Here is a 25505-nt window from a genome sequence, read left to right as displayed (position 1 = left end):
CTATCTTTTATCCCCCATCCGGGCTGTCATCATCCCTTTAGCCAGGACTCCGTTATCATTGAAAACTTCAATCTCAATATTGCAGTTCTTTTTTGTTACTAGCAACAGTCTGGCCGAAATGCTGACGACTGTTCCGGCCGGAACCGGATGGAATTGATAAAAGCTGAAATTTTCCGTGATCGCATCCAAGCGGTATTTTTTTCGGAGCGCAATGTAACCCGCCGTATTCATCAGGGTTACCAGAACACCGCAGCTGGCTGAACCAAATTCATTTACCATAAACTGCGTGATTTCGCCCCGAATGGTCAGGTATTCAGACTCTTCCACATAACCAAAGCCGCTTAAAACCAGATTATCCACGGTCTCGCCGAACTGAGGCTGCTTTTGGATCTGCTGAAAAGCCTCGAGTACATCCTGCAAGCTTATGATTCCGATCAACTTGCCGTTTTCAAGTACGGGCGCAATCTCCCAGCCCTCCCAGACCATTTTGCGGGAGATATGGGTAACCGGATCGTCTCTTCCGACGGTCAGCGGATTCCTGTTCATGACTTTGGTGATCTTGACCTCGACGCCTTCGCCGGCGACATCGACCGCGGTCACAGTGCCGAGCAGGTTGTGCTGGTTATCGATGACCGGGAAGCGGCTGTGTCCGGTCTTTTGCGAAAGCTTATACCAGTCTCCGATCGTAGCACTGTCTTCCAGAACCTTCGCATCCTTGACCATGATATCTTCAATGAGCAATAGTTCCTTGCCGATGAGCCTGTCAAAAAGCGCCCGGTTGATCATCGTCGTAACTACGAAGGTGTCATACGGGGAAATGATAATCACCGAATTCAGGCTCTTGGCCAGCGCCACGACCTCTTCCGTAGGTCCCGGGCCTCCGGAAATAAGCAAAGGAACATTATTTTTCAAGGCAAGGAGCTGGGCATCTGTCCTGTTGCCGACGATACAAAGCGCGCCTTCTTCCAGATAACGCGCTAAATCTTTCAGTTCCATCGCCGCAATAATAAACTTATTCGGACATTCCGTCAGCCTGTTCTCTCCGCAGATAACAAGCCCTTCCACGATTTGGGCTACTTCCTGAAGCGTAAGATCTTCAATCTGTTTTTCTTTGACCCCTTCAATCCGCAGCGTCCCAACCTTCGGGATCGAACGGACAAACCCTTTGTTCTCCGCTTCTTTAATTGCGCGGTAAGCAGTCCCTTCGCTGACATCAAGCTCTTTGGCAATAAACCGGACTGATACCTTGCTCCCTATGTCGAGATCCTCAATAAAATTAAGAATCTGCTGATGCTTTGTCTTTGTCAAATAAAAACGCCTCACCTGTTTTTTTCATTAATTATATCACATGGTGAGGCTTTGAACTAATTGTTGTTATATAGTAGTTTTTATTTATTAATCCGTTTTAATCTCTGAGACAACTTTCCGCCTATTTTCCCGGAAATTCTCGGAGACAGGGAATCCCAGCCCTCGTTTTGGACCTGCTGGATGATGCCAAGTTCCGAAGCAATCTCCATTTTCATTTCCTCAATGAAGTCTGGTCTCTTCTTCCTGTTATCCTTTTTTTTCGTATTGCCTGTGTTTTTCTTGGTGATGTTTTCTCTCATGCTTTAACACTCCTGTTCAGAGTATGGAGACTGCGGCCAGTGAACCGTCCCGGTTAGGGCATTCGGGGGTTTTCAGCCCATGGTTGTTTTCCAGACGGCAGACGCCGTCCACAGCATAAATGCATTCTTTCGCGCAATCTTTGGTTCTCATTCTGTTTTCATCTCCTTACAGTCTATTTTTGCCCTGAAAAGCAAAAAATATCCTGTAAGGGTTACAGGATTTTCTATAAAACACATCTATTTGTCTAATCTTATGATCAATATCGGTTTTTATATCATAAATTTTCTTTGTCTTCCAGCTTTCTTGATATGATTTAGCACTGCATTAATGTCCTTTTGATTCTATAACTTCATATACTGTCCCGGCTCAAGAATCATTCCCTTGCTCTCCGGTGCTTTTCTGCTTAGCAGCGCGAGAAAGGCCTTGGCATCCTGCTGTTCTTCCTCAAATGTATTGTAATGCATCGGAACCACGACTTTGGCCTGGAGCATCTGAGCTGCTTCGGCCGCATCTTCCGGCCCCATCACAAAATTATCCCCGATTGGCAGCATAGCCAGATCGATTTCTGTCAGGCTGCCAATAAGCTTCATATCCCCGAACAAACCGGTATCCCCGGCATGGTAAAGCCGCTTGCCTTCGAGCTGAAGCAGAAAACCGCAGGCCAAACCACCATACAGACAGGTTCCGTCAGCCTGCTCGATCCCGGAACCATGAATGGCCTGAGTCAGCTTTACAGTTCCAAATGGAAAGACGTGCTTGCCTCCGATATGCATCGGATGAATCCTCACCCCAAAGGTCTCCGCATACCGGCATAGTTCAAAATTAGAGATCAGGACTGCCCCGGTCAGCCTGGCCAGTTCGACTGCGTCTCCCAAATGATCGCTATGACCATGCGTGACCAGAATTGCATCGAGCGCTTTAAAATCAGCCGGTTTGACCTTTGCTTTCGGATTCTTCCGCAAATATGGATCTATCATCAGCCGACCTGCGTCAGACTGGATTTCAAAACAGGCATGTCCGTGAAAGATAATATTCATACTTTATTCCTCATTTTGATCTTTTCTTCTTGATTCTGCTCTTCTGGATTCTGCGTTTCTGCCTGACTCTGCTCTTCCGTTTTTTGCTGCATTCCCGCGTCATCCTTCTCCACGTCCTTCTTATCTTCCATGTCTGCAGAAACCGGTCTTGTCACCGTGTACCAGTTATGCAGGCGGAACTTTCTGAACATAATCCGCAAAATAATGCCGAGGTCAATGACCACCAGAATCGCCGCGATGTACCAGTGTCCATAGGCGGAGAAAATTGCCGCCAGCCCGAAACAAAGGCTGATTCCATATAGAACAAACACTGCCTGGCGCTGGTTCAGGCCAGTATCGAGCAACCGGTGATGAAGGTGTCCCCTATCTGCCCGGACGATCGAATGTCCTTTCCACTTCCTCCGGATGATCGCAAACAGCATGTCCATCAAAGGCATGCCGAGCACCAGCAACGGGAAAACCAAACCGAGTACTGTAGCGGTTTTCAGCAAACCCCAAATGGAGACTGATCCGATCATATAGCCGAGAAACATGCTCCCGGAATCACCCATAATGATTTTAGCAGGATTAAAGTTATAGAACAAAAAGCCCAGCGTTACGCCGCTCAGGGCCAGCATCAGAAGATCGGCCCCCGGATAGGCTGAACGGATGGTTGCGGACCAGAATAATGTGATCGCCGCAATAAAGCAAATACCCGAAGCGAGGCCATCCATACCGTCGGATATATTCACAGCATTGACCAAACCGACAATCCATAGCACGGCAAAGATATTGCCGATCAAGCCTAGTTGGACGACTCCATATAGAGGCAGTGTAATATGCGGGACTGCCATACCAAAAAAGATCAGAATCACCGCGGCTAGGATCTGCCAGAGCAGTTTGACCAGAGGCCTCATTCCTTTTACATCATCATAGATGCCGACCACAAAAATAATTGTGCTGCCGAGGAAAAGTCCGATCAGCATTTTATTCACGGCTACCATCAGAAAAACAGCCAGCCAAAAAGCCAGATAAATCGCAGCACCGCCGAGACGCGGAATCGGGGTCTTATGTATTCTCCGCTCGCCCGGATAATCCATCACACCCCATTCTCTGGCCAGGATAATGGAGATGGGTGTTAAAATCAAAGCAAATAGGACTGCCAGTAAAAATGTTGATAAATAAGAAAGCATACTACCTCCGGATATGGTGAGTTAAATGGCATCGCGACATTAGGCCATCCGTAACCTTGTCGCTCCTTGCCATCCATGGCAACGCGACATTAGGCCATCCGTGGCCGTCACACCTGGCCTGGGAAGCCCCATTGACGCAGAACCTCATACGCAATCACCGCGACTGAATTGGACAGATTTAAGGACCTCGCATCCTTTCTCATCGGCAGGCGGATCTGCCGGTCCGGATAGCGCTGTAGAATTTCCGGTGCCAGCCCCTTCGTTTCCCGTCCAAAAAGCAGATAGCAGCGGTCTGGAAACTCCACATCTGTATAAAACTTAGACGCTTTGGTCGTGGCCAGAAAAAACTGACCTTCAGCGTTCTGGGTTTCGAAATCGTTAAAATTTTCATAAACATGTACCTTTAAGAGATGCCAGTAATCGAGTCCTGCCCTTTTTAAATGCTTATCGTCAATACTGAAGCCGAGCGGCTTCACTAAATGCAAGTCAGCCTGAACCGCTGCGCACAATCTGGCAATATTTCCAGTATTGGGAGGTATCTCGGGTTCAACTAGTACAATGTTTAACCTGCTGTCCGTCATCATCATTTTCTCCAAAAACTGCTCTTAAATCCAATTAAATAAACACAACAGCTATATTATAACCCGAAAACAACGAAAAATGAACGTTGAAATATTCACACCGCAAAAAATCTACCCATATCCTTAAAAAAATCTGCTATATTATGTATACTTTTTTGTTATACTGGATGAATCAGGCTCATTCTGTTATATTATAAAGTTGGATCATAAATTAAATAAAGGGGTAAGAAATATGAAACAAAATTTAACACAAAAAATATTATCCGCCCATCTCATCTCCGGTGAACTTGGGGCCGGAGGAGAAATCGGCATCAAGATAGATCAGACTTTAACTCAGGATGCCACAGGAACCATGGCTTATCTTCAGTTTGAAGCCGTTGGCATTCCAAGAGTCAAAACAGAATTATCCGTCAGCTACATCGATCACAACACCCTGCAGACCGGTTTTGAAAATGCTGACGACCACGCCTTTCTCCAAAGCTGCGCTTCCCGCTTTGGTGTTTATTTTTCGCGTCCCGGCAACGGGATCTGCCACCAGGTCCATCTGGAGCGTTTCGGAAAACCTGGTAAAACCCTGTTAGGTTCGGACAGTCACACCCCTACCGGCGGCGGAATCGGCATGCTGGCCATGGGTGCCGGCGGCCTCGATGTTGCTGTAGCCATGGGCGGCGGCGAATTCTATCTGCCTGACCCGAAAGTCGTCAAAATCAATCTAACCGGGAAATTAGCTCCTTGGGTGTCCGCCAAAGATGTCATTCTGGAAGTCCTGCGCCGCCTGTCCGTCAAAGGCGGTGTCGGCAAGATCTTTGAATATGCCGGTTCTGGCGTCTCTACGTTAAGTGTCCCCGAAAGAGCTACCATCACCAACATGGGTGCCGAGCTCGGTGCAACGACCTCCGTCTTCCCGAGCGATGAACAGACCCGGATCTTTCTGAAAGCCCAGGGCCGCGAAAACGACTGGATTCCGCTTGAAGCTGACGCCGATGCGGTATACGATGAGGAAATCTGCATCGACCTTTCTGCCTTGGAACCGCTTGCAGCTCAGCCGCATATGCCTGACAACGTCGTCGCTGTAAGCTCGTTAAAGAATATCAAAGTCAACCAGGTAGCGATCGGCAGCTGTACGAATTCTTCCTACCGCGATCTGATGACCGCCGCCGCCATCTTAAAAGGCAAAGTGGTCGATCCGAGCGTCAGCCTGGTGATCGCTCCGGGCTCCCGTCAAGTTCTGACTATGCTGGCCAATAACGGCGCGCTGACCGCTCTTCTTGATTCCGGAGCCAGAATATTGGAATCCGCCTGCGGGCCCTGCATCGGCATGGGACAGTCCCCTTCTTCCGGCGCCGTCTCCTTAAGGACCTTTAACCGCAACTTTGAAGGACGCAGCGGAACTGCGGACGCTGGCGTGTATCTGGTCAGCCCGGAAGTCGCTGCTGCCAGTGCGCTGACAGGTTACTTTACCGATCCCCGCACGCTGGGCCCCACTGTTGAAATCCCGATGCCGGAAAATTTCCGGGTCGATGATTCACTGATTATTCCTCCCGGTTCTCCGGACACCGCCATCGTGCGCGGCCCAAATATTAAAGCACTGCCGATTGCTCCGAAGCTTACGCCGGATCTGGAACTTCCCGTCGTAATCAAGCTGAATGACAATATTACCACAGACGATATCATGCCTGCAGGCGCCAAAATACTGCCGCTCAGATCCAATATTCCTGCTCTTTCCGAATATGTTTATAGCAAGATTGATGCCGGATTCTCTGCTAGAGCCAGACAGCTTGGTCAAAGCATTATTGTGGCCGGACAGAACTACGGTCAGGGCTCCAGCCGCGAACATGCCGCATTGGTTCCGATGTACCTCGGCGTCAGAGTTGTCCTGGCCAAGAGCTTTGCCCGGATTCATAAAGCTAATTTAATTAATTTTGGCATCCTGCCGCTTACTTTTGTCAATGAGAGTGACTATGACCTGATTAAGGACGACAGCAAGCTTATCTTTACAAATCTGACTGAAGCCCTATCAAACTCCGTAGAATTTGATATCTTGTTAAGCGGAAGAAATGCTTCCATCAGGGTCAGCCATAACCTGACTGAACGCCAGATTGGAATCATCCTAGCCGGAGGCTTACTGAACTATACCAAAGAAGCCGGCAAATAAGTTTTTGAAAAGCTGTCCTGCTTGTGGAGCTCTGAATCCTTGAATGGCCAAAAGATGCTGCTCAGGAAGAGAAAGCAGGGGGAAAATTAGCCATGACACTGTGATCTTATTACTTATTACATGCGATAGAAAGCCCGAAGGCCAAGGAATCATAACTCCTTGAACTTCGGGTTTTTATCTGGATCCAATACTCTTTCTTGATACTCTTCTTGTTTAAATACTAATCTTGTTCAAATAAAAGATATATTGTCCGGTTTGGGATCGAAAAGATCGCTGACGGCTTTAGCAAATGTAAGATAAAGCTTCTTAAAATCATCATCCACCGGAGGATGCATAAAGCTTTGCACGAGATTACGGTAATACCATTCCTGCTTCTCTCTGCCCCGGTTAAACCGCGTCCAAAGCTTCTCGCCTTCTTTTTGATAGTCTTCCAGCATCGTCAGAACATTATGCAGCTTGTCGGCGCAGGCTACGGCCTTGATCACCGGTATCGCCGTTTTCAGGTATTCAATGGTATGTTCTTTGCGTTCTTCCCACGGCAGCGATTTATCCGGTTCTGAACACCCTTCTACGATCAGGGCAACCTTGTTGCCAAATTTATTGCGGAGATATTCCAGATTAATGATGGTATCCTCAACGGTATCATGCAGGATGCCAGCAACAACAATGTCTTCCGCACATCCTTCTTTCTGCAGGATCATCCCAACTGCATACGGGTGTGTAATATAGGGCGTATTGGTCCCTTTCCTGAACTGACTCTTATGGGCATTTGCTGCGATGTCTATTGCGGCGAATACTTTGTTCATTCTTCCTCCTAAAGGTTAACCCCAAAATAATCAACTATCAATTTAACGCTTTTTCGAAATCCTGTCCAGTCAAGAATGTAGGATTTCCTGTTTTTTTACCATTATCCCAACAACGATTAGACAACGATCAGACAACTACTCAAACACATCACGGGCCAGTATATCAATTTCCGCTTTCAGTCTGGCTGTTTGATTCTGATCAAGCTGCCATTTACCATCATTAAATACGACGACATCGCCTTCCTTAATCTCCGCAGGAAGATCAGTGAGGTTAATATTCTTTCTGTTGTTGCCGTCAAACTCCACCACGGCGACGCTGCCTTCGAAACGATCAATAACACCGTTCATTTTGATGCCACCTTTTTGGATAATCAAACCCATTAGTCTCATTATTTTGATGTAATCGCCAGCGTATGAAATGTCACTTCTGATCCGTCGGATACCGCAACAATCGTCCCATCCAGGTCTGTCCTGAATACCTTGACGCCCCTATTCTTCAGCTTATCCAGTGTTTCCTGTGCAGGATGATCATAATCATTTTCTTTCCCGACGCAAATCATTGCATATTCGGGGTCTACCAGATCCAGAAAGGGCTCGGATGTCGCATCGCCGCTGCCATGATGCCCAACTTTTAGGACTGTCGACTTCAGAGCATACATGCTCACATTCCGCAGCATTTCTGACTCTGACACTTCTCCGGCATCACCGGTGAATAAAAAAGAAGTGCTGCCGAATGCTATCCTGATCACAGCGCTGTAATTGTTCAGATCTTCATAATCTGAACCGTTCGGAGCGAGTACAACGGCAGTCATACCGTCCCCTAAGTCCAGATTAGCACCTGTTTTCGCCGATGTTATTTTGAGGCCTTTATTTTTCACCGCGCTAAGTACATCCTTGAACGTTTTAGTCGTATGGGTTTTGCCCGGCATGATAACTTGCCCGATTTTAAAGGTATCGATTACGGCATCAAGACCCCCGATATGGTCCTCATGAGGATGGGTGCCAACGACAATATCCAGTTTACTTATTTTTTGTTTTTCTATGTACGAGGTAACCGTTTCTGCATCTTCATTATTCCCTGCATCGATCAGCATGGTTTTTCCCGAAGGGGTTTTGATTAGAATACAATCCGCCTGCCCGACATCAATGAAATGGACTTGAAGGGTGCCTGAGACTGAAGCAATATCCGCACCTGAGCCGGTATTGGAGGAATCCGGATTTGACGGCAGCGTACCTTTTTGATCTTCGACCACAGTCGCTGTCTGCCGCAACTGATCCGTAAAAGCCGGTGAGCTGCCGTTCAGTGAGCTGTAACCAAGTAAAACTAGCACGGTTAGACAAAGAATCGTTAGAAGTAATCTTTTTTGCTTTTTCATTGAGCTCCCTTTTCATACAATGATGATCGTTTCACATTTCTTTTTCATATTTTGATCTGTAATAGATACCTGAGAATATTACAAATAAATATGAAATAACCAATATGATAATCGCCATCAAATCAATCTGCATTAAACCAAATGCCAGGATTATCGCGCCATATACATAGATCATTTTATCATAAGCCTTAGCTTTGGCCTTATTGGTAATTGTTAGATTTCTTTCATCATTTTGCTCAATTTCTATTTTCCTAACCTCATCCGGATAATTTTTCAGCGCCATACTGCTAATGATTTTTCCTAAATGGTGACCAAATAGTCCGCATCCAATACCAACACAGACGTATGGCAAGACTTGCATACTTCTTTGTGGTTCATGAATGGCCTTTATCAAAACGAACCCTATTACAATTAATAATATTCCTAAAATGGAAAAGCCAATTGCTTTCATATTCTTTGTCATATTTATTCTTCCCCCTCATAAATAAATATTTCTTCAACATTCATCCCAAAGAAGCGTGCAATTTTGAATGCTAAGATGATGGATGGATTATACCGTCCATTTTCAAGTGAACCTATGGTTTGTCGAGATACTTCCAAAGCCGCGGCAAGCTCTTCCTGCTTTATTCCTCGCTGCCTGCGTATTTCTTCTAATCTGTTATTCATAGACTCACTCCTAACGCTTATGGAAAGTTTACTTTCCATATATATAACATATTCTAGATAGAATGTAAAGTTAACTTTCCATAAAAATAACAGGTGCTCTAAACCTGTTAAAAATTAATACATGGGATAATATAGTCAATTTGACCCCGGGTAATGACCTAATGCCCTTCCGCTAACACCTTTTGGGCTTTACCCTTATGGCAATTAGGCTCTTTACATCATCAAGGACTAACTTGTCATCTACTTTGATCATTAACCAACGTCCGCCACAGGAAAAAGCTGTTTTGAGATACAGGCCTTGCACGAATGGCGTAAATGTACCCAACGCCATTTCTGTCTCTTCTTCCTCTTTGGCTCCAACTACGACTAGCGTAATAAAATACCCCTCCATCGGATAAAGCGTACATAACGATTTACTGCCCTTTTGATATTTAACATTCCAGCCTGGCTGGGCGGAACATTTGCTATAAGTCGTTTTTGGCTTCACCTGGTAGGCTTTTTCAATATAGGAAAGCAGCTCCGACCAAAGCGGTTCACCTTTACCAATAAATTGCTTAATATCTTCAAAAGATGGTTCGTGATTTACATTAAACAGATCACACCACTGCATTGGCAGTCCCTCCTGTAACTCTGACAGAAATCAGATATGGACAAATTTCCCCTCTTGGTCTGCTTCCATAACTTCGTGTATTGTCCGAAGTGCAACTTCTATGATTTGTCTCGTGGAATACAGCTATATTTTAACATATCTTACAAAAAAGAGGTAAGAAAATTAGAAAAATCATTAGGATGAGGTTGTTATCTGCTGTCTTCTTATGCTATTATAATCTAATAATATCAATTCAGAAGCGCAGAAAGGAGTTTTCGAGAATGTTGTCCGAAGATGATCGGCGCCTCCTTCATATCCTGTCCCAGGACTGTCGTCTGACTGCGGAAGACTTAGCGGTTCAGACTGGCCTGACAGCGGATTATATTAAAAAGAAGATCAAGCAGTGGGAAGATGATAAGGTCATTGCCAAATACGGTGTACTGATCAATTACGACCAGCTGGAAGAAGACAGGGTTACTGCATTAATCGATGTCAAAGTCCTGCCCCAGCGCGGCAATGGCTACGATAAAATTGCCCAGCGGTTCCAAAAATTCAGTGAGATCAAATCAGTCTATCTGATGTCGGGAGATTTTGACCTGTGTTTAATTATCGAAGGCCATAATATGCATGAAATCGCCCAGTTTGTTTCCGATAAACTATCCCCGCTGGATGTGATTCAGTCAACTTCGACTCGCTTTATTCTGCGCAGGTATAAGCAGGATGGCATAGAATTTCACGGAGAGGAAGAGAGACCGCAGCGTCTCATGATAACGCCATGAAGCAATACTTATCACCACTGGCTTTAAATCTGAAGCCATCAGGAATACGAAAGTTTTTTGACCTGGCCGCCACCGTGGAAGGCGTAATCTCCCTCGGTGTCGGAGAGCCGGATTTTGCGACTCCCTGGGTCATGACAGAAGCCGCTATTTTTTCTCTTGAACAGGGTCAGACTATGTATACCAGCAACGCGGGTCTGGTCGAGCTTCGCAGAGAATTATCCAAATATATGGCCAAACATCAAGGCTTAAATTATAATGCTGATCAGGAAATCCTTATCACCGTCGGCGCCAGCGAGGCGATTGATCTGGCGATGCGCGCTTTGATCGTGCCGGGCGACGGTGTGCTGATTCCGGATCCTTCCTTTGTGGCTTATGCCGCCTGTGCGGAAATCAGCGGCGCAGAGGTTCATTATGTTACAACAAGCGCAGAACACGATTTTCGTCTGCAGGTTGAAGACCTTCAGATGGCTTATACACCAAACTGCAAGATTTTGGTTCTGTCTTATCCAAATAACCCCACCGGCGCAGTCATGACCAGAGAAGAGCTGCTGCCGATTGCCCGGTTTGCGTCTGAAAACGATCTGATCATCATTTCCGATGAGATTTATTCGGACCTTAACTACGGCGGAGAACATACACCCTTTGCAACTTTACCGTACATGTGGAACCGCACGCTTCATGTCAGCGGCTTCTCGAAGGCCTATGCGATGACAGGCTGGCGGATCGGCTATGTTGCCGGCCATCCTGACCTGATCCAGGCCATGCTGAAAATCCATCAGTACACAATTATGTGCGCCCCGATTATGGCGCAGATTGCTGCTCTGGAAGGACTGAAATCCGGAGAAACGGCCAAACAGGAAATGGTGATGGAATATGACCGCCGCCGCCGAATTATGGTCCACGGTCTCAGAGAAATGGGCCTTACCTGCTTTGAACCCTTAGGCGCTTTCTATGTCTTCCCCGACATCACAGCTACCGGATTAAACTCCGAAGAATTTGCTGAACAGCTGCTGAAGGAAGAAAAAGTCGCCGTCGTTCCGGGTACGGCTTTCGGCCCGGCCGGCGAAGGACATGTCCGCTGTTCCTATGCGTATTCAACGCAGCAGCTGCAGGAAGCCTTAACAAGAATGGCCCGGTTTGTTAAGAAAAGAATAAGTTGAACCAGAGTGACATTACCTATTTGATTCGCTGATCGAAGAAACCTTACACGTGTAAGGTTTCTTTTCAATCTCAGCCTCTGTTTAAAAATTCGGCTGTTTTAAGATTAATTACACTAGTGTAGTCAAATCCCAAAAACGGCAATTTTTAATCGTATCCTCAGACACGGCCTTAATGATATCCTTTTGGTGACACTCAGACTATTCTGCCAATTCTCTGACAATCCGCCTCCATGGTTTACGTTAACCTCCCCTTGTTGTGCACTGGTACCCCATTTGTTAGACAGCATGGTATACTGAAAACAAATGGGGTGCAGTCCACTTACACCATTACGGAGGCTTACAAAATCTGATATAGTCTTGTCTCACTGTATATCATTTAAAGTAATTATTTGATATTTATTTTATTTACAAAAACAGCCACCCCTAAAGGAGTATTATTTCCCTGCAAAAAGAAACCTTACACGTGTAAGGTTTCTTAGAATCCGGGAATTATCTCATACCGAAGAATCACAGCGGAAGGCTTGACGGCACCCTTACTTCGTCTTTCTGAAATAAGCATATGTCATCGGCTCACCGCTGCCACGGACTTCGGCTGCTGTGACTCTGCCCAAAAACAAGGTATGCGTGCCGGTATCCATCGAATTCGCGACTTCTGCCTCCACGGTGGTCAGCACTTCATCAAGCAGCAAAATGCCGGACGATCCGCGGTGCGCTTTGATTCCGTCAAATTTATCGAACTCCCTGCCTGACCTGTAGCCAAATCTTCTAACGAGGTCATGTCCGTTCTGGTCCAGAACGGATATGCCGAACTTGCCGCTTTGCATGATCAGTTCATGCGTGAAGTTTTTCTTATTAATACCAATCGCAATCTGCACGGGATCGGAAGTAATCTGGAAACAGGTATTGGCTGCCTGCCCGTTGTCTTTGCCGTTAGCGGCCGCCGTAATAATAAACAAACCGTAGGAAATGGACTGTACCGCTTTAACAATCTTCTCCTCGGGACTTAATCCGGTCTGAGCAGGACTCGTCATGGCAGCTTCGGCATTCTTGACGGAATCGTCCTTGCTGTTTTCGTCCTGCTTCGGTTCCTCCTCCACCCTGACAAAGTTGCTGGAATCGACACCGCAGACCGGACAGGCTTCCGGAGGATTATCTCCTTCATGTATGTAGCCGCAAACAACACAGCGCCATTTCATATCTCCACGCTCCCTTTTGTAACAATAATTTATTTATAATCATTATAACTTGCTTTTACAGATTTTTAAACTCCCAATATACTTTTTTTAGAAAAGCATGATTTAATTCCGGCTTCATCTCTTCCATGGCTCTTTTGCGGACAAGATCCTTAAAGGTTCCGAGACTCGAGCCGCTTAATCCCTGCTGCATCGCATACTGCCGGAATAGTTTCCAGTCAAGCTGCATCAGGTTTTCTTTCTGCCACAAAGCCACCGCAATCAATTCGGCAAAAATTCTTTCAAAAATATTGTTCTGAGTAGTGGTATGAAGTTTTCCGGCCTGATAATCTGCTTTCCATAAAATCAAGAAATCATGGATGTTCTTTAATTCAAAGTTTCTGCCGTCCCAACAGACTTTCCAAACGAGCTCCGCCACTCTGTTCTTGAAAGGCCGCTTGGCAATTTCTCCTCTGAACTCCGGCATGAATACGAGTGTTGCCTGCATATGATTCTCAACAAGTTTTATAAGGTTCTGTTCCTGTTTTTTGCCGATCCCGTCAAAAAACATTGAAAATGTATAGCGTTTAAGGACATCGGCCAGAAGCCTGGCGCTTGCCGCTTCATGTGTCAGGAAATGTCGTTTGCCGTTTTCGACGTAGATAAGACCAAAATTAGCCGGTTCACCGTCTATGACCTTTTTAAACTGCACAATTTCCGGGTATTGGTCCAGTCTTGCTCCAAGGATCCGAATCTTTTTTCCAATTAAAGACTTCAGCTTATATTCCAGTTCCCGGGGTCCTCTTGTCCCAACGATTTTAAATCCCTCAAGCAAGTAGTTCTGGTCGGCAAACTTTAGCGTCCCGGATACATGGCATTCCCGGCTAGCTACTTCCCACTTGCCGGAATCATGAAACAGGCCTGCCAGACGCAGATAAAGATCTTCAGGGGTATTCCGAAATACGGCCATGGTATGTTCCCAGACATCCAGGGAATGGTACTGATTCTGTTCAAGACCCTTCAGCCTGGCCAACTCAGGTAAATACATATCCCAGTAGCCGATTCTGTCCAACATCCGCACGGCCTTTTCAGCCTCGGCCAAAACAAGAATCCCGGCAAGTTCCGCCGTAATTCTTTCCCGGGATGTGCTGCTCAGAAAAGAAAGATGGTCCGTTGCCTGCTCCCAGGTATCGGGATCGATTTCCAACGAGAACTTCACCGCGAATTTGACCATCCTTAAAATACGGACAGGATCTTCCCGGAACCGTTCATCAGGCTTACCGCAGGCTCTAAGAATTTTGGCTTCCAGATCCTTTCTGCCTTCCATCGGGTCATAAAGTTCCCCCGACACCGGATCCTGATAAATCGCATTAATGGTAAAGTCCCGGCGCTGGGCATCTTTCTCTAGTTCTTCGGCCTGCACGACATCCACTTTGGAACCTTCCGTAAAAATGCTGGCTGTCGAGAAATGCCTGCCAATGATCTGAACGGAGAAGCCTTGCTCACGGAGGATATCTTGGACTTCTTCAGGGCTCAGCCCGCACACCAAATCCATGTCCGGAGACTCCAGTCCCAGGACTTGGTTACGTACCGCTCCTCCTACGATCCAGATGCGGGTATGGCGGGACAATCGTTCGATAACATTTTTCTGGAAGTCATTCATAGGACTCCTCCGGATCTCTTTTATGCCCGTTTCTCGCGCTTCAATATTCTAAGCTCCTACTTAGTTAAGCGTTCTATATTCAAGCACGTGTTTTTTTAATACCCTGCCCTATAGTCTACAATATTGATCATTTGACCGGAGTCAGGATATTTGGCCAGATTTGTCTGAAACACTTCCCACATGCGTTCAGAGGTTTGAACCGTCCTACCGCCGATATGCGGCGTAAGGAAGACATTATCCAGTTCCCAGAATGGGCTGTCTTCCGGCAGCGGCTCTTTCCTGAATACGTCAAGCGCCGCCGCGGCTATCTTTTTACTTTTAAGTGCTTCGATCAGGGCATCCTCGTCAACGACTTGTCCTCTGGCCACATTGATGAATAATGCTCTGTCCTTCATCTGATGGATAAAGTCTGCATTGACAAGTTCCTTCGTTTCCGGTGTCAGCGGCAGGACGACAACGACAACATCACTGACCGCCAGAATCCCGGGCATTTCCTCCAGAGGCACGATCTTTTCAAAAGCCTGGTCCTGACCGCCATGAAGTGATACGCCATAAACCGTCATCCCAAAAGCCCCGCACCGCTTGGCAATCTCTTTGCCAATGGTACCTGCCCCCACGATGCAGACCGATTTGCCGTACATTTCGGAAATCTTCGGTTTTGCGCTGAATATCTTCTGTTCCTGCTGTGATACAAATGTATTGCCCTGTCTTAAGAGCATCAGGATACTCCAGATGACGTGCTCGGCCATCTGGATCTTATGGGCGCCTTTGACATTCGTCAGCATGACGCCCCTCGAAACAAGCCTGTTCAGAGGCAGCATATCGACCCCTGCGCTTAAGGTTTGAATCCATTTGAGATTCGGATACAGATTAATGGTATCCTCTTTGATATCCCAGCCATACGTAAGCAGTACATCCGCTTCCGGGTCTGGCTCTGTAAAGTCCCTCACCTGAACGATCTGAGCACCCGGTCGAATTGCCAGCAATCTTTCCAAAAGATCATCCGATATTTTTATACTGCTCAGGATCTTCATTACTTTTCTCTCCTCTTGCTCCTGTTGTATGGTTGGTTCGTATTTTGTAATGGGAGTCTGGGGGCCACAATTCCGCTTTCGGCAAATAGCACCCTCCATGGCGAGTCGCTCTTTGCCATCCATGGCATCGCGACATTAGGCCATCCGTGGCCGTCAAACTGCCGCGCTCCGCATCCATGCTCCGCTTGACGCCGGAACTTGTGGCACCCAGACTTAATATGGGGTCAGGATTGTATGAAATTACTTGAGTAAAGAATTTAAGAATGTTGTACTCGATACGTTATCTGAGGTTTTCAGGATTCAGGACCTGCAGCTCCGCTGGCATAAACCTGCCGTCTTTCCTGATCAGTTCCCCGTCAAAATAGACCTCTCCGCCGCCGTATTCCGGTCTCTGGATGCATACCAGATCCCAATGGACTGCGGACTGGTTGCCATTGTCGCATTCGTCATAGGCCGAACCTGGGGTGAAATGAAAACTTCCGTCGATCTTCTCATCAAACAATGTATCTTTCATCGCCTTCTGAATGTACGGGTTAAAGCCGAACGAAAACTCACCGATATACCTCGCACCTTCATCGGTATCGAGAATTTTATTAATTCTTTCGGTATCGTTGGCTGAAGCCTTGATAATTTTGCCGTCTTTGAATTCCAGTACGATGGATTCATACGTAAATCCCTGATAAACAGCCGGGGTGTTATAGGTGATGATGCCGTTGACCGAATCTCGGACCGGCGCTGTGAAAAGCTCACCGTCAGGAATATTCATCTTGCCGTCGCACTTGATCGCTGGCAGCCCCTTGATTGAAAAAGAAAGATCCGTTCCAGGCCCTGCGATCCTTACCATGTTGGTCTTTTCCATCCGTTCTTTCAGCGGATCCATCGCTCTGGACATTTTGGAATAATCCAGATTGCAGACTTTAAAGTAAAAATCTTCAAAAGCTTCCGTGCTCATCTCAGCAAGCTGCGCCATCGACGGATTCGGATAGCGAAGTACACACCAGCGGGTATGCTTGACTCTTTGCTCGGAATGGAGTGGTTTCGAGTAATGGCTCATGTAGATTTGCATTTTATCCGCAGGGACATCGGCCAGCTCGTTAATATTTTCTCCCGAGCGTATTCCGATATAAGCCTGCATGTCCTTCATTCTGGCGACTTCCCACTTTGCTTGGCTTTGAGCCTGTTCGACTGAAAGCCCTTTTAATATTTCACGCTGCAGGGTATGATGCGTAATATTAAGAAAAGGCTGCGCGCCGGCTTCATAAGCCTCTCTGACCAGCGCCCGGGCTAAAGGAATTTCCAGCCCCGATAGCTCAATCAGGATATGTTCGCCTTCCTTTAACTCAATGGAATAATGGATTAAATTTTTGGCCAATACGTCTATTCTCTGATCATTCATGCTGTAGTTACCTCTTTTCTGCTTGTTCGTTTTGCCTGACCCATATTGGTTAATTTTTACTATAGTTATTATAATATATTTTTTATTTCTTTACGCAACATCTTGCTAAACTATTCTATTAAATCATAATATATGTCTATCAGATAATGCTTATTCTATTAGGAGAAGAACATGAATGCAAATAAATTATTCACATACACTTTAACGCCCGAAGATGACGGCAGGAAATACCAGGACATACTTCTAAGGCGCTTCCATTTTTCCCGTAAGGTGCTGCAAAAGCTGAAAGTCGGCGAAAATGTCTGGATTGACGGCAAATTCACCTATCTGACTGCCCGCGGCAAAACAGGACAGACCCTTGTCGTGAATATCCTGGAAGAAGAGCCGGCAACGGTCTCCGGAGAAACGCTGCCTATTGAGATTCTCTTTGAAGACGAAATCTTCCTCGCGGTCAACAAGCCGCCCGGCCAGGTCATCCACCCCAACTCGAGGTATCGGACCGGAACGCTCGCCAATGCGGTGGTCGGTTACTGGGAAAGCAAAGGTGAAACCAGGCCTTTCCGGCCAGTCTCGCGGATCGATCGCAATACGTCCGGCGTTGTGCTGATCGCCAAATCCCGCTATGCCCACCAGCAGTTGGCCGCCCTTTCTATCAGAAACAAAGTTGAAAAGAAATATCTCGGTATTGTGGAAGGGAATTTCCCTTTGGAACAGGGTGAATGGCCCCTCCCGATACGGCTTAAGTCGGGCAGCAAGATTGTCCGGGAAGTTCATCCGGACGGACAGTCGGCGCTGACGCTGTTTCGAACGCTGCAGCATTACCCGGGCTATACCCTGATGGAATTCACCCTGGTCACCGGTCGGACGCACCAGATCAGAGTGCATGCCCAGGCCGCCGGCCATCCCCTTTTGGGAGATGATTTGTATAGCGGCAGTATGAAATATATGCAAAGGCAAGCCCTGCACTGTTATAGCTATGGTTTCACGCATCCCTTAAATATGCAGCCTCTTCAAATCCAGGCTCCGGTGCCAGCGGATATCGCTATGCTTATCCAAAGTAAAAAATAATACCGCTCCTTGCCATTTGGCAGCGCGGTATTCGTTCCCGAATCAAAAGAACAGCTAAATCTGATGATTTATTTCGTACAATTTTCAGAATTTTTTTGTGTGATTTCCGACTTCCGCTGTAACGTCTGAAGTATGTCTTCCTGTCTTTTTTCAATTACATCTAAACGTTTCAGTACTTCCTCAATCAGGATCTCCGATTTCAGGTTAACCTCATAATCATGCTCTGCTCTTAGTCGGTCCCTATTCTCCTGCCTGTTTTGACTCATCATAATAACCGGCGCTTGCATTGCAGCGATACAGGATAGCACAAGATTTAACAGAATAAAAGGGTACTGGTCAAATGCATGACCGAATAGAAGTATGGTATTTAGCACGATCCAGGATAAAAGGACGGAAATAAAGATAATGATAAAGGTCCAGCTGCCTGCGAAGTCTGCAAGCTTATCCGCCAGCCTTTCACCAAAAGAAAGACCTCCCTCATGTACTTCAAAGGTATTTTTTGAATGACGGGCTTCGGCAAGTTCCTCAATGGTTTTATTTTCAATGTTTTCCACGAATTCACCCTCTTCAAGTTCACTGTAAATCTTCTTTTCCTATCATAATCAATTTCTAAAGCCAAAACAAGTTTTTATGATCGAAGCCATTGCTAAAAAAGTCATTGCTAAAATTCACACTCAAATTATAATGATAATATTAAGTGAGAAAGGAACTGGATACCATGAATGCAGATGAAATCAAGCAAGGATTACGCCAACACGGCTACATAGCCGATGACAGTACCGCCATGATCCTGCAATATTCCTTGCTGCTAAATAAACCCTTGTTAATTGAAGGTCCGGCCGGAGCCGGAAAAACTGAGCTTGCCAAGGCCTGGTGCCAGTACCTCAATCGAGAATTGATCCGCCTCCAGTGCTATGAAGGCATCGATGAAGGCAAAGCTCTTTATGAATGGGACTACCAGAAACAGCTTCTCTATATTCAGACCAAAGGACCGGGAACCAACGCGTGGTCTGATACGAGTGAGAATATTTATACAAATGAGTTTTTGCTGAAAAGGCCTCTGTTGAAGGCCATAACAGGCGAAACCCCTTCCGTTTTGTTGATCGATGAAATCGATAAAAGCGACGAGGAATTTGAAAGCTTTCTGCTGGAGATTCTGTCGGACTGGCAAATTTCAATACCGGAGATTGGAACGATTTCCGCTGTGAGCATCCCTTCCGTCCTGCTGACCAGCAACAGCACGCGAAACTTAAGCCAGGCGCTAAGAAGAAGATGTCTGTACCTTCATCTTGATTACCCGAACGAGCAGAGAGAACTTGAGATTCTTCAGATCCACTTCCCGAATCTAAAGGAGAGCCTTGGCAAACAGGCGGTTACTTTCATCCGCAAATTGCGGCTCGAGAAGCTCAAAAAACACCCCAGCATCAGCGAAGTGATCGATTGGGTCAACATCCTGGAACAGCTGCAGGTCGAAGAACTAACGGCGGAAGTCGCTTCCAGCGCGCTGAACATCCTTTTCAAATACCAGGATGACTGCCAGCATGTCCTGGAAAAAGTGAACCAAAAGGATTGGTTTGATGGAATACTTCATTCTTAAAATTGCCGGACTGCTCAGAAAATCCGGCATTAACGTAAATTCACGCGAAATATCTGACTGCATCCGGCTGCTGAAAATGCTCGATCTTGATAAAATGGATAAATATACTTTTTATCACCTCATTAATACGACGCTGATCAAATCTCCTTGGGGCCCTGATTATGCTTTATGGCTGATCGAGTTATATTTTGGCCCTGATTTGGAAATGTCGTCGGACCATCTGGGCATTCTAAAAAGCCGGGGCCGCTTTTCCCAGGAAGAAGGCCACGGAGGAAGTGCCGGCAAAACTGTCCCGCTAGAGCTCTTGATTGAGGCCGTGCTGAACAATGAAATCGATCTGATTTATGCTGTCCTGCAGGGCTTGAACCTGAATCTTGAACTCAGCATCGAGGATCGCGAAAAAGGCCTGGCTGCTTTCCGGACCCAGAGCGGTTGGAATGAAGCAGCCAGCCATATTGAAAAGGCTTACCAACAGAATGAACTATCTGAAGCGGAATACCTGGCGGCACGGGCAGCCCTTGAAGAATGGAACCATTTACTCAAAGATGAAATTGAACGCCAGCTGGCTAGAAATATGAGTTCGGAGCATTTGATCCAGGAAATGAAAAAACGAAATCCACGAACGGTTTCGTTTCTGGACTGCGACGACGCGCAGATCACTCAAATGTCGCAGGAAATCCAGAAGATAGGCCGAAAACTGGCCGTCCGCAAAGGAAGGCGCCGCAAAGTAGGTCCAAGCGGCACTATCAATCTGAACCGTAGCATCAAACATTCCCTGAAAACCTGCGGAATCCCGCTGAACCTGATAAAAATGCAGCGAAAACAATCGAAACCCGACCTCTGGCTGCTCTGTGACATGTCCAATTCCGTTAGCAAATTTATTTACTTCATGCTGATGTTTGTCTTCGCGACGCAGCAGCGCTATGCCAACGTCCGTTCATTTCTGTTCGTTGATCAGCTCGTGGAAGCGACAGATTATTTCCAGGAGCAGGACTGGACAGGCTCACTTAGCAATTTGCGCAAAGTTAGCGGCTATAACCGCACAGGCTACTCCCATTATGGTAATGTGCTGCTGCAGTTTGCCGACCGCTATCTGCCTTTCCTGCCGAAGAAAACCACGGTGCTGATTTTAGGAGATGGCAAAAACAACCGGAACAGGCTGGACGGCAGCGACGTCCTGGCCCAGATCAAAGAAAAAGCCGCAGCCTTGTACTGGCTGAATCCCCTAAGCAAGGACCAGTGGGACAAGGGCGACTGTCTGATGGGGAAATACCAGGAGTATTGTACCGGTGCATTTTCTGTAGCGAATATTGAAGAGCTGGAACAATTTCTGAACTCTCTTTAGGTTAAGACAACCGCGAAATGAAAGGGACGAATCTTTATCCCCATTATTTAATTGAGGGAATAAAAAATTCGTCCCTTTGTATTAGCTTATCCTCTCGCTATACCGCAAAGTCTACGTGCTGGACCGCCCCTGCTTCTCCGTTCTCTTTTAGAAATATGCCAGTTTCCTTGATCTGAGCGTCTAAATGATTATCCGTATCTTTCAGTGAAAATAGCGAATCGACATTGCCTAAATAGATTGCGCCAATTCCAACCTGACTTAAGGCCAGTAGCTGGTCGTTGCCGGTGGCATCCTTAATCCAAAGGCTAAGTTCTTTGTAGATGGAATCGTTTTCATCGATCCAGCCGTTTTGATCGTTATCATATTCGGCTAACTCCCCGAAACCATCTCCGCTTGTCGGTCCAAAGAGCTCGCTGCCGTCATTGATGACTCCATCGCTGTTCTCATCCAAAGCAAGGAACCCACTGCCTTCAGCCAGGAAAGACATTGTATCCTGCGTTCCGTCGGCATTAAGGTCAAAATCCGTTTTAAATCCTGACAGGCTTGCGCCGCCTGCACCGTAATTAATCACTAACGGATCGATCAAAGCATCTCCAGCTTTGATATCGATACGCTGATAGGCTGTATACTCGCGGCTTGTAGCGATATTCAGCTTAAATTTTATTTCACTGCCATCTTCGGTAAGAATTGTGCCCTGGGCTGAAAAGTTCATGGATTCTTTTTCTGTATAGGACTCTTCATAGTGATAATTAACGCCCCAGCCAACCTTCTGACTGCCGTTCCCATTATTGTTGCCGTCATTCTTTGCTGCCATTAGGTGACCAAAATCACTGTTACCCGGACCTGAAAGAGTTAGTTTGTCCGGTACGTCAATCGTTACCTTTTTCCCGGACAGTTTGGAAAGGAATTTTTCTAACAGGGAGATAATTTCTTTCTCCCTAGGGCTGAGTTCAAAAAATTCATCTTCCGACTCAGCAGTTGTTTCTGAGCTGCTCACTGCGGGATTCTCCTGTAATTTAGCCAAAGCGTCACCCGAAAGTGTCAGCGAATCCGCAGTTGGCTCTGTTTCATCGTTTGCATCCGTGCCCTGTCCGTCAACCCAGGCTTTCAGCCTTTCATTGACGGTCTTTTGCTGTTCCAGCTTGTAGTCCGAATAAAGATCAACAGCTGAACTTAAAACCTTCATCTTCATCCCTCCATGGATATTAGACTTCCTTATTATTATCGTAAAGATTTTTAGTTTTCTTAAGACCCATGAAGACATTTCTTTGCTTGGAATCAAAAAAAGATGCAATCATACATCTTTTTAAAATCACGTAGCATTCGACTGGGAAGTCCGGCATTCAGACTTTCCTAAAATATTAATTATCTCCTGCCGCAATCTCCCGAAGCCCGGTCTCGAGGATCTCCATCTCACCGATCTCATTATCTCCGGCAACCCCGAGCTCTTTGAATTTCCTGGCGGTCACGAGTACCCGGTTTTCATAGGAGCCAACGGCCCGATTGTAAGCCTGAGTGGCCTGAGCGAGTCCTTTGCGGATGTCCAACAAATGCTCGGTCAAAACGCTGATCCTGTCATAGAGCTGTTTACCGAGCTCGCTGATATGGCGGGCATTTTCGTTGATCTGTTCCTGGCTCCAGCCGTAAGCCACGGCTTTAAGCAGCGCAATCAGCGTTGTCGGGGTCGCCAGGATGACCCTTTGCCCGGCGCCGTATTCGATGAGTTCCGGATCTGACTGCAGCGCGGCACTGAAAAAGGTTTCACCCGGCAGAAACATGACAACAAATTCCGGCGTAAAATCGAACTGGTTCCAGTAAGACTTCGCGGCAAGTTTGGTAATATGATTTTTGACCTGCCGGGCATGGCCCGACAACTTTGTTCTCTTCTGGTCTTCATCGAGTGCTTCCACAGCTTCGAGATAATCCGCGAGCGGAGCCTTGGAATCGACGACGATCGTTTTATTCCCCGGAAGCCTAATAATCATATCCGGGCGCTGCCTACCGGACTCCCCGCTGACTTCCTCCTGCTGGTAAAAATCACAGTACTCCACCATGCCGGCCAGTTCTACAACCCGCTGCAGCTGGATTTCTCCCCAGCGTCCTCTGACAGTCGGCGATTTCAAAGCAGAAGTCAGCTTCAAGGTCTCCCGCTGTAGCTTTTCCTGCCCGAACGCCATATTTTCGACTTGCTTAAGCAGCCCTTCATAAGCCCCTGCTCTTTTTTGTTCCAGTTCGTTAATCTTCAGATCAACTTTGTCGAGCGACTCCCGCAAAGGCTTTACGAGTTCATCGATAGAAGTCTGCCTTTTTTCCAGATCAGCCGAAGCCTGGACCTGGGTCTTCTCAAGCACAACTTTTGCCAATTCGAGAAAGGACTGATTGTTATTCTTAAGCGCTTCAGCGGATAAGGCCTTGAAGCCGTTACTGAGCTCCTCCCTTGCATGACTGAGAAGCGTTAATTTCTCTTCATACGCTGTCTGCTCCATCTCAAGCCGGGTACGCAGTTCAGAAATGACAGCGGAATTTTGCATTCTTCTTTCATATTCCTGATTCAGTTCCGCATGCAGCCTTTCATTCTCCTGTTCAAGCGTCCGGGCTTTTTCCAGTAGTCCTCTGGCTTGGCCTCCACGGATACTGAATCCTGTCCCAAATCCGAGAATGATCCCGACCATGACTGCGCTGATGACATAAAGGAAGACTGGATCCATCGGGCATCCCTCGCATATCCATATTATTGGCGTTATCGTTTTTGCGGTTTGATCCTACTTCAAATAATCTTCAGGCAATTTGGTCAGGGGTCCCATACTGTCTAAAGGCCAGTACCTGATCCAGACCCTTCCCAATATCTTCTCCTTGGGCAAGGCGCCCCAACGATGGCTATCGTAACTGGCAGGACGGTTATCCCCCATCATGAAATAGGAATCCTCCGGCACGTTTTCAGGCCCATATTCATAATCAGCGGGATATTCGACATAAGGCTCATCTAGAACCTTGTCATTAATATAGACTTTTCCATTTTTGACTTCAAGCTTTTCTCCGGGCAAGCCGATGACTCTTTTGACGAGGTCCTCATCCTTCATCATAGACTCGGGAGCTTCAAAAACAATAACATCTCCGCGCTTGATATCACCGCATTTATAAAAGAACCGATCCACGATTAAACGATCCTGAAGCTGAATCGTAGGCAGCATCGAGCCGGTCGGGACGATTCGGGTATCAATCAAATAATTTCGGATCACCAAAGAGAGAACAAAAGCAATTGCAACGATGACGACCCATTCAAACAACGATTTCATAAAACCCTTCAACACAAATCACCTTCCACATTTCTTCAATATCTCCAATTTCAAAGGTTAGCCCAAACCTAAGTTACTTTCTCTATTAATCTATATATTCCTGCCTATTACTAACTGAAAAAAACAAAATGCCCCCAATGGAAAAGGATAACAAAAACCATAATGAAAAGCAAGACTCGAACAAAAGCTTTATCCCATCACGCTATACACATGTTTTCTAGGATCAAAAATTCATTTTTTTATTGATAAAGAAACTAATACCAGTTACTCAGCCTATTTAAGTTCCTTAATAAAATCCTAGTAAAACTCCAAACGTATATGCCCCTAACATTTTAGCAGTTATTATCCTTTTTTCCATATAGTACCATTTCTCAGTCGTGTCTCATATAGTGTAAGGACACTAGAGAATAACTTATTTAACTTACACGTTAATGGCTCTAAATAAAATTAGATCAGTTGGCCTATAAAGTTCTTATGATATTCTTATGAGCTATATTCTCTAGCTGTTTATTCTTTATGAGGAAAGGGGGCATTCAAAAAATGGCTTATGATGGAGTAGTTGGGGGCGCAGCAGGAGGTCTCGGTGGTTGTGGTTGTGGTATTGCAATCGTTGTTGTAATTATTCTTCTGTTAATCGCTTTGGGTATTGTTTTCTAATTTAAATCAATTTTGAAAGGAGGAGAATATTATGTTTAGATACGGCGGTGGATGTTGTTGCAGACCTATGGCACCTGTAGCTCCGGTTGCTCCCGTAGCTCCTATTTATGGTGGAGCTGGAGTCGGGATCATTGCCATTGCAATATTAATTTTAATTGCTTTAGGAGTTATCTTCTAAATTCTAAAAAATTTTAATAAAATAAGAAAAGTGGGGTTTGAATGAGGCCACTGAAAAACACTTTGTTTTTCGCTTAAACCACACAACCAAAAAACCAGAAGATGAGATATATTGACTCATTCTCCTGGTTTTTCAATTCTTATATGTAATGGCTTAGTTTATCACTCTCT

27 protein-coding genes are annotated in these 25505 nt (G+C 46.1%); 7 read left to right on the top strand and 20 right to left on the bottom strand.

Annotation, left to right across the window (positions count from 1 at the left end; genetic code table 11):
- The 6 genes from A7D23_RS09160 to A7D23_RS09140 all read right to left on the bottom strand — a co-directional run bounded on the left by A7D23_RS09160 (position 1) and on the right by A7D23_RS09140 (position 4401).
- The gene (locus A7D23_RS09160) at positions 1–1308 is read right to left on the bottom strand and encodes a DRTGG domain-containing protein (protein WP_019226480.1); all 1308 of its coding nucleotides are present in this window, start codon (positions 1306–1308) and stop codon (positions 1–3) included.
- A gap of 80 nt (positions 1309–1388) precedes the next feature.
- Positions 1389–1607, bottom strand: a complete 219-nt coding sequence (locus A7D23_RS09155; RefSeq protein WP_019226481.1) for a small, acid-soluble spore protein, alpha/beta type — start codon at positions 1605–1607, stop codon at positions 1389–1391.
- A gap of 16 nt (positions 1608–1623) precedes the next feature.
- A complete protein-coding gene (locus A7D23_RS16265; protein ID WP_015042999.1) occupies positions 1624–1758 on the bottom strand; it encodes a hypothetical protein in 135 nt (44 codons plus the stop codon).
- Positions 1759–1949: 191 nt separating this feature from the next.
- Complete coding sequence (locus tag A7D23_RS09150) at positions 1950–2645, bottom strand: metal-dependent hydrolase (RefSeq protein ID WP_019226482.1); 696 nt, start codon at positions 2643–2645, stop codon at positions 1950–1952.
- Positions 2642–3817 (bottom strand): MraY family glycosyltransferase, encoded by a 1176-nt coding sequence (locus A7D23_RS09145; protein WP_019226483.1) that lies wholly within the window; start codon positions 3815–3817, stop codon positions 2642–2644. The genes A7D23_RS09150 and A7D23_RS09145 overlap by 4 nt, the downstream gene beginning before the upstream one ends.
- A 107-nt stretch (positions 3818–3924) precedes the next feature.
- Positions 3925–4401: a tRNA (cytidine(34)-2'-O)-methyltransferase gene (locus tag A7D23_RS09140; RefSeq protein ID WP_019226484.1), complete on the bottom strand. Its 477-nt coding sequence runs from the start codon at positions 4399–4401 to the stop codon at positions 3925–3927.
- A gap of 229 nt (positions 4402–4630) precedes the next feature.
- Between A7D23_RS09140 and A7D23_RS09135 the strand changes: the two genes are divergently transcribed.
- The gene (locus tag A7D23_RS09135) at positions 4631–6553 is read left to right on the top strand and encodes an aconitate hydratase (protein WP_019226485.1); all 1923 of its coding nucleotides are present in this window, start codon (positions 4631–4633) and stop codon (positions 6551–6553) included.
- Positions 6554–6783: 230 nt separating this feature from the next.
- Here A7D23_RS09135 and A7D23_RS09130 read toward each other — a convergent pair whose 3' ends face one another.
- The 6 genes from A7D23_RS09130 to A7D23_RS09105 form a co-directional block, all read right to left on the bottom strand.
- Complete coding sequence (locus A7D23_RS09130) at positions 6784–7359, bottom strand: HD domain-containing protein (RefSeq protein WP_019226486.1); 576 nt, start codon at positions 7357–7359, stop codon at positions 6784–6786.
- A gap of 135 nt (positions 7360–7494) precedes the next feature.
- Positions 7495–7707, bottom strand: a complete 213-nt coding sequence (locus A7D23_RS09125; protein ID WP_019226487.1) for a DUF3006 domain-containing protein — start codon at positions 7705–7707, stop codon at positions 7495–7497.
- A gap of 41 nt (positions 7708–7748) precedes the next feature.
- Positions 7749–8735, bottom strand: coding sequence for an MBL fold metallo-hydrolase (locus A7D23_RS09120; RefSeq protein WP_019226488.1), 987 nt, complete (start codon positions 8733–8735; stop codon positions 7749–7751).
- Positions 8736–8766: 31 nt separating this feature from the next.
- Positions 8767–9198, bottom strand: coding sequence for a hypothetical protein (locus A7D23_RS09115; protein WP_019226489.1), 432 nt, complete (start codon positions 9196–9198; stop codon positions 8767–8769).
- A 2-nt stretch (positions 9199–9200) separates the two neighbouring features.
- Complete coding sequence (locus A7D23_RS09110; protein WP_019226490.1) at positions 9201–9401, bottom strand: helix-turn-helix transcriptional regulator; 201 nt, start codon at positions 9399–9401, stop codon at positions 9201–9203.
- Between the two features lie 172 nt (positions 9402–9573).
- Complete coding sequence (locus A7D23_RS09105) at positions 9574–10011, bottom strand: DUF3788 domain-containing protein (RefSeq protein ID WP_019226491.1); 438 nt, start codon at positions 10009–10011, stop codon at positions 9574–9576.
- 260 nt (positions 10012–10271) lie between these two features.
- Between A7D23_RS09105 and A7D23_RS09100 the strand changes: the two genes are divergently transcribed.
- Together A7D23_RS09100 and A7D23_RS09095 are read left to right on the top strand one after the other, a co-directional pair.
- Positions 10272–10769, top strand: a complete 498-nt coding sequence (locus A7D23_RS09100) for an Lrp/AsnC family transcriptional regulator (protein ID WP_019226492.1) — start codon at positions 10272–10274, stop codon at positions 10767–10769.
- The gene (locus A7D23_RS09095) at positions 10766–11929 is read left to right on the top strand and encodes an aminotransferase class I/II-fold pyridoxal phosphate-dependent enzyme (RefSeq protein ID WP_019226493.1); all 1164 of its coding nucleotides are present in this window, start codon (positions 10766–10768) and stop codon (positions 11927–11929) included. Before A7D23_RS09100 ends, A7D23_RS09095 begins: the two co-directional genes overlap by 4 nt.
- A 533-nt stretch (positions 11930–12462) precedes the next feature.
- On the opposite strand, the gene A7D23_RS09090 is transcribed toward A7D23_RS09095, so the two are convergent.
- The 4 genes from A7D23_RS09090 to A7D23_RS09075 form a co-directional block, all read right to left on the bottom strand.
- Complete coding sequence (locus tag A7D23_RS09090; RefSeq protein WP_019226494.1) at positions 12463–13125, bottom strand: flavin reductase; 663 nt, start codon at positions 13123–13125, stop codon at positions 12463–12465.
- 55 nt (positions 13126–13180) lie between these two features.
- Positions 13181–14764, bottom strand: coding sequence for a CCA tRNA nucleotidyltransferase (locus A7D23_RS09085; protein WP_019226495.1), 1584 nt, complete (start codon positions 14762–14764; stop codon positions 13181–13183).
- Positions 14765–14859: 95 nt separating this feature from the next.
- The gene (locus A7D23_RS09080; protein WP_025205821.1) at positions 14860–15798 is read right to left on the bottom strand and encodes a D-2-hydroxyacid dehydrogenase; all 939 of its coding nucleotides are present in this window, start codon (positions 15796–15798) and stop codon (positions 14860–14862) included.
- A gap of 280 nt (positions 15799–16078) precedes the next feature.
- On the bottom strand, positions 16079–17194 hold the full coding sequence (locus tag A7D23_RS09075; protein ID WP_019226497.1) for an aminopeptidase: 1116 nt from the start codon (positions 17192–17194) through the stop codon (positions 16079–16081).
- Positions 17195–17365: 171 nt separating this feature from the next.
- Between A7D23_RS09075 and A7D23_RS09070 the strand changes: the two genes are divergently transcribed.
- Positions 17366–18262 (top strand): RluA family pseudouridine synthase, encoded by an 897-nt coding sequence (locus tag A7D23_RS09070; protein ID WP_019226498.1) that lies wholly within the window; start codon positions 17366–17368, stop codon positions 18260–18262.
- A gap of 68 nt (positions 18263–18330) precedes the next feature.
- Here A7D23_RS09070 and A7D23_RS09065 read toward each other — a convergent pair whose 3' ends face one another.
- Complete coding sequence (locus A7D23_RS09065) at positions 18331–18816, bottom strand: DUF1003 domain-containing protein (protein WP_019226499.1); 486 nt, start codon at positions 18814–18816, stop codon at positions 18331–18333.
- 164 nt (positions 18817–18980) lie between these two features.
- On the opposite strand from A7D23_RS09065, the gene A7D23_RS09060 reads away from it, so the two are divergent.
- Together A7D23_RS09060 and A7D23_RS09055 are read left to right on the top strand one after the other, a co-directional pair.
- Positions 18981–19859, top strand: a complete 879-nt coding sequence (locus tag A7D23_RS09060) for a MoxR family ATPase (RefSeq protein ID WP_019226500.1) — start codon at positions 18981–18983, stop codon at positions 19857–19859.
- The gene (locus A7D23_RS09055) at positions 19840–21204 is read left to right on the top strand and encodes a VWA domain-containing protein (protein WP_019226501.1); all 1365 of its coding nucleotides are present in this window, start codon (positions 19840–19842) and stop codon (positions 21202–21204) included. The genes A7D23_RS09060 and A7D23_RS09055 overlap by 20 nt, the downstream gene beginning before the upstream one ends.
- Before the next feature lie 97 nt (positions 21205–21301).
- On the opposite strand, the gene A7D23_RS09050 is transcribed toward A7D23_RS09055, so the two are convergent.
- The 3 genes from A7D23_RS09050 to lepB form a co-directional block, all read right to left on the bottom strand.
- Positions 21302–22390: a hypothetical protein gene (locus A7D23_RS09050; protein ID WP_019226502.1), complete on the bottom strand. Its 1089-nt coding sequence runs from the start codon at positions 22388–22390 to the stop codon at positions 21302–21304.
- A 175-nt stretch (positions 22391–22565) separates the two neighbouring features.
- Complete coding sequence (gene rmuC, locus A7D23_RS09045) at positions 22566–23912, bottom strand: DNA recombination protein RmuC (protein WP_019226504.1); 1347 nt, start codon at positions 23910–23912, stop codon at positions 22566–22568.
- Between the two features lie 54 nt (positions 23913–23966).
- Positions 23967–24512, bottom strand: a complete 546-nt coding sequence (gene lepB / locus A7D23_RS09040) for a signal peptidase I (protein ID WP_025205822.1) — start codon at positions 24510–24512, stop codon at positions 23967–23969.
- A gap of 676 nt (positions 24513–25188) precedes the next feature.
- Here lepB and A7D23_RS16050 point away from each other — a divergent pair.
- The gene (locus tag A7D23_RS16050) at positions 25189–25335 is read left to right on the top strand and encodes a hypothetical protein (protein ID WP_019226506.1); all 147 of its coding nucleotides are present in this window, start codon (positions 25189–25191) and stop codon (positions 25333–25335) included.
- Positions 25336–25505: the final 170 nt, after the last annotated feature.

The organism is Dehalobacter sp. TeCB1, assembly GCF_001707455.1.
Classification (GTDB): Bacteria; Bacillota; Desulfitobacteriia; order Desulfitobacteriales; family Syntrophobotulaceae; genus Dehalobacter; species Dehalobacter restrictus.
The sequence above is the reverse complement of the archived record's forward strand: the minus strand, read 5'-3'. Positions and strand labels throughout refer to the sequence as shown.

Excerpts from the sequence above, each read along its gene's own strand:
- A7D23_RS09075 (WP_019226497.1), bottom strand. The coding sequence starts at position 17,194 with ATGAATGATCAGAGAATAGACGTATTGGCCAAAAATTTAATCCATTAT.
- A7D23_RS16050 (WP_019226506.1), top strand. The coding sequence starts at position 25,189 with ATGTTTAGATACGGCGGTGGATGTTGTTGCAGACCTATGGCACCTGTA.
- A7D23_RS09120 (WP_019226488.1), bottom strand. The coding sequence starts at position 8,735 with ATGAAAAAGCAAAAAAGATTACTTCTAACGATTCTTTGTCTAACCGTG.
- A7D23_RS09125 (WP_019226487.1), bottom strand. The coding sequence starts at position 7,707 with ATGAACGGTGTTATTGATCGTTTCGAAGGCAGCGTCGCCGTGGTGGAG.
- A7D23_RS16265 (WP_015042999.1), bottom strand. The coding sequence starts at position 1,758 with ATGAGAACCAAAGATTGCGCGAAAGAATGCATTTATGCTGTGGACGGC.
- A7D23_RS09095 (WP_019226493.1), top strand. The coding sequence starts at position 10,766 with ATGAAGCAATACTTATCACCACTGGCTTTAAATCTGAAGCCATCAGGA.
- A7D23_RS09155 (WP_019226481.1), bottom strand. The coding sequence starts at position 1,607 with ATGAGAGAAAACATCACCAAGAAAAACACAGGCAATACGAAAAAAAAG.
- A7D23_RS09115 (WP_019226489.1), bottom strand. The coding sequence starts at position 9,198 with ATGACAAAGAATATGAAAGCAATTGGCTTTTCCATTTTAGGAATATTA.
- A7D23_RS09055 (WP_019226501.1), top strand. The coding sequence starts at position 19,840 with ATGGAATACTTCATTCTTAAAATTGCCGGACTGCTCAGAAAATCCGGC.
- A7D23_RS09135 (WP_019226485.1), top strand. The coding sequence starts at position 4,631 with ATGAAACAAAATTTAACACAAAAAATATTATCCGCCCATCTCATCTCC.
- A7D23_RS09085 (WP_019226495.1), bottom strand. The coding sequence starts at position 14,764 with ATGAATGACTTCCAGAAAAATGTTATCGAACGATTGTCCCGCCATACC.
- A7D23_RS09090 (WP_019226494.1), bottom strand. The coding sequence starts at position 13,125 with ATGAAATGGCGCTGTGTTGTTTGCGGCTACATACATGAAGGAGATAAT.
- A7D23_RS09105 (WP_019226491.1), bottom strand. The coding sequence starts at position 10,011 with ATGCAGTGGTGTGATCTGTTTAATGTAAATCACGAACCATCTTTTGAA.
- A7D23_RS09060 (WP_019226500.1), top strand. The coding sequence starts at position 18,981 with ATGAATGCAGATGAAATCAAGCAAGGATTACGCCAACACGGCTACATA.
- A7D23_RS09080 (WP_025205821.1), bottom strand. The coding sequence starts at position 15,798 with ATGAAGATCCTGAGCAGTATAAAAATATCGGATGATCTTTTGGAAAGA.
- A7D23_RS09110 (WP_019226490.1), bottom strand. The coding sequence starts at position 9,401 with ATGAATAACAGATTAGAAGAAATACGCAGGCAGCGAGGAATAAAGCAG.
- rmuC (WP_019226504.1), bottom strand. The coding sequence starts at position 23,912 with ATGGATCCAGTCTTCCTTTATGTCATCAGCGCAGTCATGGTCGGGATC.
- A7D23_RS09130 (WP_019226486.1), bottom strand. The coding sequence starts at position 7,359 with ATGAACAAAGTATTCGCCGCAATAGACATCGCAGCAAATGCCCATAAG.
- A7D23_RS09140 (WP_019226484.1), bottom strand. The coding sequence starts at position 4,401 with ATGATGACGGACAGCAGGTTAAACATTGTACTAGTTGAACCCGAGATA.
- A7D23_RS09070 (WP_019226498.1), top strand. The coding sequence starts at position 17,366 with ATGAATGCAAATAAATTATTCACATACACTTTAACGCCCGAAGATGAC.
- A7D23_RS09150 (WP_019226482.1), bottom strand. The coding sequence starts at position 2,645 with ATGAATATTATCTTTCACGGACATGCCTGTTTTGAAATCCAGTCTGAC.
- A7D23_RS09050 (WP_019226502.1), bottom strand. The coding sequence starts at position 22,390 with ATGAAGGTTTTAAGTTCAGCTGTTGATCTTTATTCGGACTACAAGCTG.
- A7D23_RS09145 (WP_019226483.1), bottom strand. The coding sequence starts at position 3,817 with ATGCTTTCTTATTTATCAACATTTTTACTGGCAGTCCTATTTGCTTTG.
- A7D23_RS09100 (WP_019226492.1), top strand. The coding sequence starts at position 10,272 with ATGTTGTCCGAAGATGATCGGCGCCTCCTTCATATCCTGTCCCAGGAC.